The sequence below is a fragment of the Corticimicrobacter sp. genome (assembly GCF_040137905.1).
GTDB lineage: Bacteria > Pseudomonadota > Gammaproteobacteria > Burkholderiales > Burkholderiaceae_B > Corticimicrobacter.
In genome coordinates, this window is the sequence record NZ_JBEFDG010000079.1 from 1 (window position 1) to 12,402 (window position 12,402).

Genomic DNA, 12,402 nt, shown 5'->3' on the forward strand with positions numbered 1-12,402 from the left:
CCACACCACTCCCCCCCCCCTTTTTTTTTCCCCCTCCCCCCCCCCCCCCCGGGCCGCCTATGTCCATCCTGCGGGTCGTCAGTTACAACATCCACAAGGGCCGCTCCGCACTGGGCGGCAGGGAAAGCCTGTACGACGTGCGGCTTGGCCTGTATGGCCTGCAGCCGGACCTGGTCTTCCTGCAGGAGGTGCAGGGGCGCAACGCCCAGAGCGGCATCCTCGATGCCCAGCACGAGGCGCTGGCCGCCGGCCTGCAGTTCGAGGTGGCCTACGGCCGCAATGCGGTGCGTCGGGAAACCGACCACGGCAATGCGCTGCTGTCGCGCTACCCCATCATCGGTTTTGAAAACCAGGACATCTCCGATCATGCGCTCGAGCAGCGCGGGCTGCTGCATGCCAAGGTGTTCGTGCAGGAAACCGAGGTGCATTGCTTCGTGGTGCACCTGGGGCTGTTCGCCGTCAGCCGGGTGCGTCAGGTGCAGGCGCTGGCCGACCGTATCGAGCGGCTGGTACCGGCGGATGCGCCGGTCCTGATTGCCGGCGATTTCAACGACTGGACCAACCGGCTGTCGCCTCTGTTCGTGCAGCGGCTGGGGTTGCACGAGGTGTTTTCCTACGCGCAGCACACGTCCAATATCGGCATGCCGCGACTGCGGGATTCCGTGAAGGCGCTGCGCCAGGCGCTGCAGCGCGGTGCCGGGCTGAGCCGCGCGCATCAGCGCAGCCACCAGCTTGGCCATGAGGGCGGCTACGAGCCGCTGCCGCCGCCACGCACCTTCCCGGCAGCCTTCCCCTGGCTGCGGCTGGATCGTATCTACCAGCGCGGCTTTGCCGTACGCTCGGCGCGGGTGCTGCGCGGCAAGCCATGGACGCAACTGTCGGACCATGCGCCTATCGTGACCGAGCTGGAATTGCCCTGACCGAATGCTGTCCGAATTGAAGCGCCATGTGCAGTCCTGTGGCGACTATGCTCCCGTCATGCACCGGCACGGCCTGTCGGAAAGCCTGGTGGTAGATATCGACGCCGCCCATCGGCTGGGCCGCTTCACAGCCTGGAATGATGGCTCATGCGTGCTGGAAGTGATGGATGCGCTGGATGGCTGCTATGTGATCAATGAGCGGATGGATCTGTCGGGCAGCGCAGAGTTGGTGGCTGCGTTCCGGATGTTTCTGCTGCAGATGGCGTGCACGTGACGGCGTGTCTGCATATCATTGCTGCAACACTCAGTCCGGCAGGTTCTTCATCTTGATGCGGGTCGAGGTCCAGGCGCACAGCAGGGCCAGCGCGATACAGCAGGCCAGGCCGGTACGGATGCCGGACTCGATTGTCAGGCGTGCGATCACCAGGCCCAGTACAGTGACGCCGACCGCGCTGCCTGTGCTGCGGGCGGTCTGTACCAGGGCCGAGCCCAGGCCGATATCGCGCCGGTCGCTCAGCATCTGCATGATGAGGGTCAGGTTGGGCAGCAGAAAGCCCAGGCCCAGGCCGCTCACGAAGAACGCCAGCAGGATGTAGGCGACCGGACTGCCCTGGCCGATGAACAGTGTCATCAGGCAACCGGTTGCCAGCAGCAGCGAACCGAATATCAGCAGGCGTTGCGGTTCGGTCTGGCGAGGAAAGATCCGGCCATTGATGATGCTGCCGATCGGGATGGCGACGACCAGGGGCGTGATCAGCAGGCCGCTGGCACCCGGTTCGTAGCCCAGCGCCTGTTGCAGCAGCAGAGGACTGTAGTAGATCAGGATGAACATGGTGGCACCGACATAGACCGATACCAGCGTCAGCAGGCGGGTCTGGCGCAGGGCCAGGATGCGCAGCGGAAAGATCGGCCAGGCCAGACGCCGTTCCAGCGGAATCAGCACGGCGAGGGCGACCAGGCCGCATGTCAGCAGGATCAGGGCCAGCCAGGGGTGGCTGTGCTCGCCGGGGGCCAGGCCCAGTTCGAGGGCGGCCAGCGGCGCACCCAGCGCCAGTGCCAGCAGGCCCGCGCCGCGCCAGTCGATGCGGCGCTCAGGGTCGTGCCGGGGGCGGAAGTCCGGAAAAAAGCGGAACAGCAGCACGAAGGCTGCCAGTGCCGTGAGCGGGGTGACCAGAAGGAAGGTGGCACGCCAGCCCAGTGCTTCGGTGATTGCGCCGCCCATGAAGGGACCGATGCCGCTGGCGACCGCATAGGCAGCCGACAGCATGGCCATCCAGCGTACGCGCTGGCGCGTGTCGGGGAAAAGGTCGGCCGGCGCGGCGAAGGCGGTGGCGATCATCATGCCGCCGCCGACACCCTGCAGGGCACGCCACAGAACCAGTTGTGCCATATTCTGCGCGGTGGCGCACAGCAGCCCGCCCAGCGCGAGAATGACCACCGAGGCCAGCATCAGCCGCTGGCGGCCGTACATGTCGCCCAGCCGTCCGAAGATCAGGATGGCGATCGAGGTCGAGAGCATGTAGCCGGTGCCGACCCAGGCGTACAGGTCCATGCCGTCGAGCGCTTCGGCCACACGCGGCAGCATGGTGGCGATGATGGTGGAGTCGAAGGCCGCCAGGACCAGCGTGGCCGAGACGCCGAGCATGGCCATCAATAACTGGCGACGGCTGAGTTCCTCCGGTGACGTACAGGGTGCGTCAGTGGCGGAGGAAGAATCTGAGGGAATGGGCATAAGGTTGGATGGCGGGCAGGGCGCATGCGCGGTGCCCGACAAAAATTTCGCTAGAATGGTGGGTAATTATGAGCGCTTCCATGACCCGAATCCTGATTGTACGCACATCATCGCTGGGCGATCTAGTGCATATGTTGCCAGCCATTTCCGATATTGCGCGGCATGTTCCCGGCGCCAAGATCGATTGGGTGGTCGAAGAAGCCTTTGCCGAAATCCCCGGCTGGCATCCGGCCGTGCGCCATGTGATTCCGGTGGCGCACCGGCGCTGGCGCAAGGACTGGTGGTCCGCACGCTCCCGTTCCGAGCGTGCGGCATTGGCTGCGCGCCTGAAGGTCGAGCCTTATGACGTGGTGCTCGATATGCAGGCCCTGCTCAAGTCCGTCTGGATGGTACGGTTGGCGAAGGGGGTGCGCCATGGCCTGGACTGGAAATCTGCTCGCGAGCCTTTGGCGACCTTGTTCTATCAGCGTCGTCATCGGGTCGAATTCTGGCAGCCCGCCGTCACGCGCCAGCGCAAGCTGGCGGCACTGACGTTCGGCTACCGCTACGAGGGTGAACCCGATTTCGGCCTGTCCCAGTTCCTCCGGCCCGAAGCAGGCAAAGCGGTCGATGGAGTGGCACCCTATGCCGTGATCATGCCGTCGGCCAGCCGGGACGACAAGCTCTGGCCCGAGGCGGACTGGCACGCGGTCTTCGACCGCCTGGCGCTGGCCGGGCTGGATCTCAGGATATTGTCGGGCAATGCCCGGGAAGCCGAGCGGGCTCAACAGCTCGTGGCCGGTCGCTCGCGTGTCGAGGTCGTGCCGCGCATGACGCTGACCGAGACGGCGCGGCTGTTGAGCGGCGCTCGCCTGATGGTGGGCCTGGACAGCGGGCTGACCCATCTGTCGGCAGCGCTGGCGCGCCCGACCATCGGTATCTATCGTGCGTCTACGCCGGTACGTACGCCGCTGGTTGGCGCGGCCTACACGGCCAGTCTGGGGGATCGTGGCCTGTCGCCGTCACGAGATCAGGTGCTGCAGGCGGTCGAGCAGGCGCTGGCTTTTGAGTGATGGCTCGCTTTTTCTATTCCCTGCTGCTTTATGTGCTGGCACCGCTGGTCTGGCTGCTGCTGGCCCGCCGGGCACGCCGTTCGGGCGGGCGATGGCAGGTGATGGGTGGCGAGCGCTTTGGCCGCTATGGCGACCGCGTATTGCCACAGGGCGCGGTCTGGATACACGCCGTCAGCCTGGGCGAGACGCGCGCGGCAGAGCCATTGGTGCGCGCATTGCTGCTGGCCGGTCAGACAGTGGTCCTGACGCACATGACGGCGACAGGCCGTGCCGAGGGGGCGCGGCTGTTTGCGCAGGCCATCGAGCACGGTCAACTGGTGCAGCTTTGGCAGCCCTATGATTTTCCGGGGGCGGCGCGGCGCTTCATGCAGGCGCTGCGACCCCGTTGCGGGGTATTGATGGAGCGGGAGATCTGGCCCAATCTGCTCGCCGCAGCCGAACAGGCGCGGGTGCCGATGGTGATGGTCAGCGCCCGGTTTTCGGCATCCAGCCTGCGACAGGCGTTGCGTTTTCGGGCATTGCTCGGGCCTGCGCTGGCGAGCCTGGATGTTGTGCTGGCGCAGACGGAAATGGATGCGCAGCGGCTGCGCGAGGCAGGTGCCCGGCAGGTCAGCGTGATGGGCAATCTCAAGTTCGACATGGGCCTGCCGGAACCATTGCTGGCGGCTGGCCATGCATGGCGTCGTGCGCTGGGTCGCCCGGTCGTGCTGCTGGCCAGTGCGCGTGATGGCGAAGAGCAGATGCTGGTCGATGCAGTGAAGGTGGCGATGTCGTCGAGCGGGGCTGCAATGCCGGTGACGCAGGCAGGGAACGTACGGGTCGCTGTTGCCTCGTCAGCAGAAAGTGTGGCACAGACACCGCTCTGGCTGGTCGTGCCGCGTCATCCGCAGCGTTTCGAAGAGGCAGCGGGTATCCTGGCCGGGCTGGATGGCACACTGTTGCGGCGTTCGACACTGGGAGCGCTGGAGCGGATGGCCGAAGGCCACGAGGATGATATGCAGGCCTTGCGCAATGCCACGGTTCTGCTGGGGGATTCGCTGGGCGAGATGCCGTTTTACTATGCTGCGGCCGATGTGGTGCTCATGGGAGGCAGCTTTGCACCCATGGGTGGGCAGAACGTGATCGAGGCCTGTGCTGCCGGTGCGCCTGCCGTGGTGGGGCCGAATACCTGGAATTTCGAGCAGGCCGTGGTGGATGGGTGTGCCGCCGGTGCCATCGAGCAGGTGCCGGACTTGCCGCTGGCTCTGGCCGTGGCACAGGCCTGGATAGATCAGCCGTCAGAGCGTGCCCGGCGTGCCGCGGCGGCACGCGAGTGGGTGGCCGCGCATCGCGGTGCGACCGAACGGGCGTTGGTGGTGTTGGCTGCCTATTTCTGAGAAGCTTTTGAATGGTACGGCTATGACAAAACCGTCACATGCCTTATCCAGCCTGCCTGTCTGAGGCATAAAGTCAGTGTCCCTGCCTCTCACGGGACACACGCCATGAATCTGCAGGATCAGTATTACCGCCGCCTGTTCAGCAGTCCGCTGATGGTGCGCGCGCTGTTCGCAGGAATCTTGCCGCCAGGGTTGCGGGACCTGGTGGATCTTGGCACATTGGAGCCGTTGCCGACCGACTACGTCAGTGACAGGCGTCGTCAGCGCCAGGGAGATCGTCTCTGGCGCGTCAGGCGGCGTGATGGTCAGATGTTGTACCTGATCATCATGCTGGAGCATCAATCTGCTACAGACCGGATGATCAGTGTACGGGTCATGGGCTATTGCGCCTTGATGTATGAAGACCTTGCCATGCGTCGTTTGCTTGGCCCTTCGGGACGGTTGCCGATCATTCTGCCCATTGTGCTGTACAGCGGTGCCCGACGTTGGCGTGAGCCACGTCAGGTATCAGAGTTGATGGATTCCGCGCCACCGGAGTTGATGCCCTATCAGCCGCAGATGCGCTACCTGCTGCTGGACGAGGGGGCGTTGGCTGATGCCGGTGTCTTGCCGGCGGACAATCTGGTGAGTGCCCTATTTCATCTGGAGCACAGCCGTAGTATTGAGGAAACGGCGCAATTGCTGCACACTGTGCTCAGACTGACCGACTGCGCGCAAGGACAGGAGTTGCGCCGGGTATTCGGAGCCTGGGCACGGCATGTGCTGCTGCCACGAGCGGCACCTGCCACGGCTGCGTTGCCGGATACCGAAGATTTACAGGAGATCACCCTCATGATGGCAGCGCATCCCCATGATTGGGGCCATAAGTGGCGACAGGAAGGACGCCAGGAAGGCGAGGCACTCTTGCTGGCGCGCCAGTTGACGCGCAAATTCGGCCCTTTGTCCGAGGACGTGCAGCAGCGTATCCGTCAGGCAGGTACCTTGCAGCTTGAGGCGTGGTCCATCAATCTGCTGGATGCAGAAACGCTGGAGGCGGTGTTTTCAGGCACCGACTGATCCTGTAGTACGGTTGTGGCGCTGCCTACGAACCACTCTGGCGTGTGTTCGGTTCTTTTCGTACCGTGATTGCATCGGCCCGGATTTCCTGCGAGGCATAGCTCGGCGAGCGCTGTTGCAGTTCGGGAGGCGTGCCCAGCCAGCCCTGGCCGTAGCCATAGAGGGCCAGGTTGCCGAGTACCAGTAGAAAGAACAGGCTACGCATGGGAAGACTCCTGCAACAGATAGGCGACGCCTTCGAGCGACAGGTGTTCATGATAGTGCAGTTCGGGAGACGGCTTGCCCAGCAGCGTGGTTTCCGTGCGCAGCAGGGTTTCCATTTCGCTGGCCAGCGCAGGCCAGGCTCCACCGGTCACGACCAGGTGGGGAGGCTGGCCGTAGCGTTGCAGGCCAAGCAGCCACTGGCGCAGCAGCGCACCACACTGGGCAGCGTATATGCCGGAGATAATGCCGTTGTGGGTATCCTGCGGATAGTCCTGGGCTTCGCCGGAGGCCACCGGCAGCAACTCGGTGCCCTGAGCCAGGGCATGGCGCATGAGTGCCGTGCCAGGCAGGATCAGGCCGCCCACGAATGTGCCGTCGGGACTGATGGTATCCAGCGTGGTGGCGGTGCCGAAGCCGGCCAGTAGCAGCGGTTGCCCCAGGTGACGCCAGCGCTGCCAGGCACCCAGTTGTGCTGCCCAGCGGTCGGCCCCCAGCTGGGTGGTCTGCAGGTAGCCGTTGGTCAGGCCGAGTGCCTGTTGCGCAGCTTTGCGCCAGACCAGGCTGCAGCCATGCGTATCGAGCGTGCGCGACAGATAATCATTGATGCGGTGGTGCGTGACACTGACACCCAGTGCCTGTTCAGGCGTGTAGGGCAGCGTGCGTAGCCAGCCGGTGAACACTTCCGGCAGGTCGGCATGGGGGCAGGCCATGATGTGCTCGATGCAGGGCGGCTGTCCGGGAACCGTGTCCTGAGCCAGCCAGCCCAGTTTGATGCGGGTATTGCCGGCGTCTATCAGTATGCTCATGAATGGGTCCGTACGGAAATCTCGCCGATCGACACGGGATGGATGCGGCCGTCTTCGGTTTCTACCTGCAGGCAGCCCTGGTGGTCGATGCCGGCTGCCGTACCGCTCAGCAGCACATGCTCGCGGTCGATGACGTTGACGGCGCGGCCACGCAGGGCATCGATGGCGGCAAAGCGGGCATCGACATCACCCAGGGTGCCGTGTTCGAATTCAGCGACGGCCTGCTGCCAGGCCCGGGCCAGGGACGCCACGATCATACAGGCATCCTGCGGTGCAGGTGTGGGGGCGGTGCTCAGGATCTGGCTCCAGTCGGCCACTTCGCGTCCCAGGTGGATACTGGTCTCTGCGGCATCGGCCAGGTTGATGCCGATGCCCATGACCACCAGGAAGCCCGTGCCCATGCGCATCGACTCGACCAGGATACCCGCCAGTTTGGCCTGGCCGAATTGCACGTCGTTGGGCCATTTCAGGCCAATGTCGTGGCGTGCCGGAGCCGGCGCAATCCGGCGCAGCGTTTCGCAGGCGATCATGCCGGCCAGGAATGATAGGAATGGCAGGCGTGCGGCCGGGGCATGGACCTCGAATCCGCACGAGAACATCAGCGCGGCACCGGTCCGATTGCGCCAGGGGCGCCCGGCCCGGCCTCGCCCGGCCTGTTGCAGATGCGTGCCCAGCAGCCAGGGCAGGTTGCCCGTATGCCCCTGGCGGCCGCGCAGCAACAGGTCGGCATTGGTCGAGCCGGTCTGTGCCAGCCAGTCCAGGTGGCCGAAGTCGGGCAGCAGTGCAGCCAGCCCGGCCTGCTGTTGGGCGGGATCGGGCAGCAGGACAGAGGCCTCTGGAACGTGCATGGCAGTCTCGACGCGTTATGATGTGACAAAATTTTCGACCGATATTGTATGGTGAACTCGCCACTGCCTTCAGACAGTCTGCCCAGCGGTCCTGCCCTGCATTACGACGGGCAGGCTTGCCGCGTGGTGGGTGACTGGACGGCTCAGGGGTTGTCGAATCGCCGCAATACCCGCAGTCTGGCCCACATGCTGCAGCAACAGGCCGATGGCGTGGCCTGGGATCTGTCTGCAGTACGGCATCTGGATTCGGTGGGGGCGCACATGCTGTGGCGGGCCTGGGGCAATACCTTGCCTGCCCAGGTGCGGCTGACCGATCTGCAGCGTGAGGCATTCGATATGCTGGCACGTTTTCCTGTCGTGGTGCCGCCGGTGCCGGCCGTCGATCACTGGCGTCATGTGCGCCGGGTCGGTGACCGGGTCTATGAAGGTGCACGCGCTGCGCAGGACATGCTGGCGCTCTTCGGGCAGGTCATGCTGGATCTGTTGCGCATGCTGCGTTTCCCGGCCGGGGGACCGTGGCGCGAAATCTCCGCGCAGGTCTACCACACGGGTACGCAGGCGCTGGGTATCACCGCGCTGGTCGGTTTCCTGATCGGCGTCGTGCTGTCCTATCTGTCGGCCCAGCAACTGAAGCTGTTCGGTGCTGACCGTCTCATTGTCACGCTGCTGGGGGTGTCGATCACCCGTGAACTGGGGCCGGTGCTGGCTGCCATCCTGGTGGCAGGCCGCTCCGGATCGGCCATTACGGCGCAGATCGGCGTGATGCGGGTGACACAGGAACTCGATGCCATGCAGGTCATGGGGATTTCACACAGCCAGCGGCTGGTATTGCCACGCATGCTGGCGCTGTCGATCACCATGCCGTTGCTGGTGCTGTGGACGGATGCCATGGCGCTGCTGGGGGGCATGATCGCTGCCCAGCTGGAGCTGGGCATGTCGATACGCTGGTTCTTGCAGGAGCTGCCCAATGCGGTCGCGTCGGCCCATTACTGGATCGGGCTGGGCAAGGGCGTGACCTTCGGCATGATGATTGCCCTGGTCGCCTGCTTCTTTGGCTTGCGCATCGAACCCAATACCGAGAGCCTGGGGCGGGGCACCACGGCATCCGTCGTCACGGCCATTACGGGTGTGATCCTGCTGGATGCGATCTATGCGGTGATTTTCAGCCGGCTGGGCATATAGGTCATGAACCAGACCGCTGCCGTTCGCCCGGTGATTTCGATCCGTGACCTGAAAACGGCGTTCGGGACGCATGTCGTCCATGAGCACCTGAACCTGGATGTGATGCCGGGAGAGATCCTGTCGCTGATCGGCGGATCGGGTTCCGGCAAAACGACGCTGTTGCGCCAGATCCTCGGACTGGAGCATCCGGCGGCGGGACGTGTCGAGGTATTCGGCCAGGCGTTGCGCGATATGGATGCGCGTACGCGTGCACTGTTGCCGCGTCGCTGGGGCATGCTGTTCCAGAGCGGGGCGCTGTTTTCGGCACTGTCGGTCTTCGATAATGTGGCGTTGCCGCTGCGCGAACTGCGTGCCTTACCGGAAGCCGTGATCCGCGATGTCGTCATGATGCGGCTGGCCCAGGTCGGGCTGACGCCCGGCGACGCACTCAAGCAGCCGTCCGACCTGTCCGGCGGCATGATCAAGCGGGTGGCGCTGGCGCGTGCGCTGGCGCTGGACCCCGATCTGGTTTTTCTCGACGAGCCGACGGCAGGCCTGGATCCGCAGCGTTCGGCGGAGTTCGTCGAGTTGATCCGTCAGTTGAATCATCAACTGGGATTCACGGTGGTCATGGTGACCCATGACGTGGACACGCTGGTTGCCATGAGCATGCGGGTCGCCGTGCTGGCCGAAAAGCGTGTCATTGTCTGCGATACGGTGGACAAGGTCATGCAGTTCGACCATCCTTTCATCAAGGCATTTTTCCAGCGCGAGCTGGAATATCGCAGCCGGCTGTCGGCTGCGTCCGGGGAGTCTGTCCATGGAAAACCGTAGTCACGCGCTGCTGGCGGGACTGTTCACGATTGCATTGCTGGTCGCCGCCGTACTGGTGGCGATCTGGATGTCGCGCGGCCAGGGTGATCTGCTGCACTACGAGCTGCGTACCGATACCTCGGTGACCGGGCTGTCGTCCCAGTCGGCGATCAATTACCAGGGCGTACCGGTCGGCAAGGTGCTGGCACTGTCGCTCGACATCAACAGGCCCGGCAACGTCCGCATCCAGATCGGTATCCGGCCCGGCACCCCGATCACGACCTCGACCTGGGCGGAACTCACGGCCCAGGGCGTCACCGGCATGTCATTCGTGTCACTGCACGACGATGGCTCGTCGACCGAGATGCTGGTGCCCAAGCCCGGCGGCGAGCCGATCATGATTCCACTCAAGCCCGGCTTGCTGGAGCGGGTCGAGGCGCGTGCCGGTGTCATTCTCAACAGTGTCGAGCGGATCGCCGGCCAGGTGGAAAAGGTGCTGGATGACAGGCATGTGCGTGCGTTGGGCCAGACACTGGACAATCTCGATGCGATTACGGCGTCGCTGCGTCCGGCTCTGGAGCAGGCTGGCCCGCTGGTGCAGTCATTGCGGGGCGTGGCTGCTCAGGCCGACCGGATGGCGCGCGACATGAGCGAGGCCGTGCTGTCGGCACGCAGCGCACTGGACCGGGTGCTGGCACCCGGAGGGCCGCTGTATACGGCGACGCAAAGCATGGAAGATCTGGCCAGGGTGGCGGCGCAACTGCGGATGCAGACGCTGCCGACCCTGGGGACCGCAGCCAGTCAGGTTGGCAGTGCGGCAGCCAGCCTGGGCAATACGGCACGGGTGATCGGCGAGTCGCCCCAGTCGCTGCTGTTCGGGCCACCTGCGGTCAGGCCCGGCCCGGGCGAGTCCGGATTCCAAGGATTTGGAGGAAACCAATGAGACAAGTGATGAAGCAGGGTGCGCGCCCGCTGCGCCTGGTGGCACGCCTGTCGGCAGCGCTCGCCGTGCTGGTGCTGGCGGCCTGCAGTATGGGTCGTACCGGCGTGATGCCGGTCATGCTGGATCTGGGTGCTCCCCAGGTTGACGCTCTAGCCGCCAGTACGAGTGCTCCGGCCCGGCCTGCCCTGGTGCTGGAAGCGGTGCAGGCTGCACCCCTGCTGACCGATACGCTGGTGATCTGGCGTGAGGCAGGCAGCAGCGAGCCGCATGGGTATCAGGGCTATCGCTGGGTCGCCACGCCAGCCAGCCTGGTGGATCAGCGCCTGCGCGAACGTCTGTCGGTGGGAGGGCCTGTGCTGGCCCAGGACCTGACGGGAGCCATGCCGCACCTGCAGGTGCGGCTTGAGCGGTTTGAGCAGATATACACGCCGGAAAGCGGTTCCAGCCAGGCTCATGTCGTGCTCAGCGGCCTCTGGTTCGGGGCCGGGCAGGCACCGCGTCAGTTCCGTTTCGATCAGGTACAGGATGTGTCCGGCACGGGTGCCGTCGCTGGTGTACAGGCGCTGGCCCTGGCGCTGGAGCGCGCCATGCAGCAGGTCGAGGGCTGGCTGCAGGATTGAACTTACGGATCGCACGATATTCAGAGACTCATGGCAATCAAAACCGAATACACAACTTTCAACGGCGCAGCAGGGCGCATCGACTGCGCCATCGACTGGCCCGAAAGCGAGCCGCGCGGCTGGGCGCTGGCCTTGCATCCGCACCCCCTGCATGGTGGCGCTCGCGATAACAAGGTCGTGACCACGTTGGCACGGGCCTGCCTGATGCAGGGTCTGGTGGTGGTGCGCCCGGATTTTCGCGGCGTTGGGGAGTCCGAAGGGGAGTTCGACCAGGCGCGTGGCGAAACCGAAGACATGCAGGCCCTGGTGGATCAGTTTCGCGAACGCTATCCGGCCCTGGTGGCAGGCAAGCAGGTACTGGCGGGATTCTCGTTCGGCACGGCGGTGGCTGCGCAACTCTATTCGGCCCTGGCCGAACGTGATGGCGCTGCACCGTTCGATGCCGTGATGCTGGCCGGGCCTGCCGTGAGCCGCTTCCTCTTTCGCGAAGTGTCCCTGCCTGACGATACCTGGTTGATCCATGGCGAGCAGGACGAAGTCGTGCCGCTGGCCGAGGCGTTCGACTGGGCGCGCCCGCTGGGCCTGCCGGTCGTGGTGTTGCCCGGCGCAGGGCATTTTTTCCATGGCAAATTGTTGGTCTTGCGACAATTGGCAACCAGACATCTCGGCTGGTTGTGGCAGCCCTGAGGCCTTTGTACACTGCCACATTCGTCCCCGTTTACGCATTCCTCCTATAGTGAAATCCATGTCGATGTCTTTTCGTTCTCTCGTACTCAAGCCGACCGCGCGCATGGTAATGCTTGCCATGACTGCCTCGGTGCTGGCTGCGGCCACACCGCTCATGGCGCAGGAAACCGCCGCACCGGCCACC

14 protein-coding genes are annotated in these 12,402 nt (G+C 64.6%); 10 read left to right on the plus strand and 4 right to left on the minus strand.

Translation table 11 applies throughout. The features are described from left to right. Window positions 1-59 precede the first annotated feature (59 nt). On the plus strand, window positions 60-920 hold the full coding sequence (locus ABN482_RS13605) for an endonuclease/exonuclease/phosphatase family protein (protein WP_349504489.1): 861 nt from the start codon (window positions 60-62) through the stop codon (window positions 918-920). Window positions 921-924: 4 nt separating this feature from the next. Then, window positions 925-1,194: an immunity protein TriTu family protein gene (locus ABN482_RS13610; protein ID WP_349504490.1), complete on the plus strand. Its 270-nt coding sequence runs from the start codon at window positions 925-927 to the stop codon at window positions 1,192-1,194. Between the two features lie 30 nt (window positions 1,195-1,224). On the opposite strand, the gene ABN482_RS13615 is transcribed toward ABN482_RS13610, so the two are convergent. Next, window positions 1,225-2,571, minus strand: coding sequence for an MFS transporter (locus ABN482_RS13615; protein WP_349504502.1), 1,347 nt, complete (start codon window positions 2,569-2,571; stop codon window positions 1,225-1,227). Window positions 2,572-2,732: 161 nt separating this feature from the next. Here ABN482_RS13615 and waaC point away from each other — a divergent pair, with 161 nt between their 5' ends. The 3 genes from waaC to ABN482_RS13630 all read left to right on the plus strand — a co-directional run bounded on the left by waaC (window position 2,733) and on the right by ABN482_RS13630 (window position 6,136). Further along, entirely contained in the window at window positions 2,733-3,704 is a 972-nt protein-coding gene (gene waaC / locus ABN482_RS13620; RefSeq protein WP_349504491.1) for a lipopolysaccharide heptosyltransferase I, read from the plus strand. After that, window positions 3,704-5,080 carry a 3-deoxy-D-manno-octulosonic acid transferase gene (locus ABN482_RS13625; protein WP_349504492.1) on the plus strand — a complete coding sequence of 459 codons (1,377 nt, stop codon included), beginning with the start codon at window positions 3,704-3,706 and terminating at the stop codon, window positions 5,078-5,080. The genes waaC and ABN482_RS13625 overlap by 1 nt, the downstream gene beginning before the upstream one ends. A gap of 105 nt (window positions 5,081-5,185) precedes the next feature. Beyond that, on the plus strand, window positions 5,186-6,136 hold the full coding sequence (locus ABN482_RS13630; protein WP_349504493.1) for an Rpn family recombination-promoting nuclease/putative transposase: 951 nt from the start codon (window positions 5,186-5,188) through the stop codon (window positions 6,134-6,136). Between the two features lie 25 nt (window positions 6,137-6,161). Here ABN482_RS13630 and ABN482_RS13635 read toward each other — a convergent pair whose 3' ends face one another. From ABN482_RS13635 to ABN482_RS13645, 3 genes are read right to left on the minus strand one after another with little or no spacing between them, the layout of a single operon-like run. Beyond that, window positions 6,162-6,341 carry a hypothetical protein gene (locus ABN482_RS13635; RefSeq protein ID WP_349504494.1) on the minus strand — a complete coding sequence of 60 codons (180 nt, stop codon included), beginning with the start codon at window positions 6,339-6,341 and terminating at the stop codon, window positions 6,162-6,164. Beyond that, complete coding sequence (locus ABN482_RS13640; protein ID WP_349504495.1) at window positions 6,334-7,146, minus strand: type III pantothenate kinase; 813 nt, start codon at window positions 7,144-7,146, stop codon at window positions 6,334-6,336. Before ABN482_RS13640 ends, ABN482_RS13635 begins: the two co-directional genes overlap by 8 nt. After that, the gene (locus ABN482_RS13645) at window positions 7,143-7,994 is read right to left on the minus strand and encodes a biotin--[acetyl-CoA-carboxylase] ligase (protein WP_349504496.1); all 852 of its coding nucleotides are present in this window, start codon (window positions 7,992-7,994) and stop codon (window positions 7,143-7,145) included. The genes ABN482_RS13640 and ABN482_RS13645 overlap by 4 nt, the downstream gene beginning before the upstream one ends. A gap of 48 nt (window positions 7,995-8,042) precedes the next feature. Here ABN482_RS13645 and ABN482_RS13650 point away from each other — a divergent pair, with 48 nt between their 5' ends. The 5 genes from ABN482_RS13650 to ABN482_RS13670 are packed head-to-tail and all read left to right on the plus strand — an operon-like array spanning window position 8,043 to window position 12,218. After that, window positions 8,043-9,176 (plus strand): MlaE family ABC transporter permease, encoded by a 1,134-nt coding sequence (locus ABN482_RS13650; protein WP_349504497.1) that lies wholly within the window; start codon window positions 8,043-8,045, stop codon window positions 9,174-9,176. Window positions 9,177-9,179: 3 nt separating this feature from the next. Beyond that, complete coding sequence (locus tag ABN482_RS13655) at window positions 9,180-9,989, plus strand: ABC transporter ATP-binding protein (protein ID WP_349504498.1); 810 nt, start codon at window positions 9,180-9,182, stop codon at window positions 9,987-9,989. After that, window positions 9,976-10,911, plus strand: a complete 936-nt coding sequence (locus tag ABN482_RS13660; protein WP_349504499.1) for an MlaD family protein — start codon at window positions 9,976-9,978, stop codon at window positions 10,909-10,911. Before ABN482_RS13655 ends, ABN482_RS13660 begins: the two co-directional genes overlap by 14 nt. Then, window positions 10,908-11,531 carry an ABC-type transport auxiliary lipoprotein family protein gene (locus tag ABN482_RS13665; protein WP_349504500.1) on the plus strand — a complete coding sequence of 208 codons (624 nt, stop codon included), beginning with the start codon at window positions 10,908-10,910 and terminating at the stop codon, window positions 11,529-11,531. The genes ABN482_RS13660 and ABN482_RS13665 overlap by 4 nt, the downstream gene beginning before the upstream one ends. A 30-nt stretch (window positions 11,532-11,561) precedes the next feature. After that, window positions 11,562-12,218, plus strand: coding sequence for an alpha/beta hydrolase (locus tag ABN482_RS13670; protein WP_349504501.1), 657 nt, complete (start codon window positions 11,562-11,564; stop codon window positions 12,216-12,218). The last annotated feature ends 184 nt before the right edge of the window (window positions 12,219-12,402 follow it).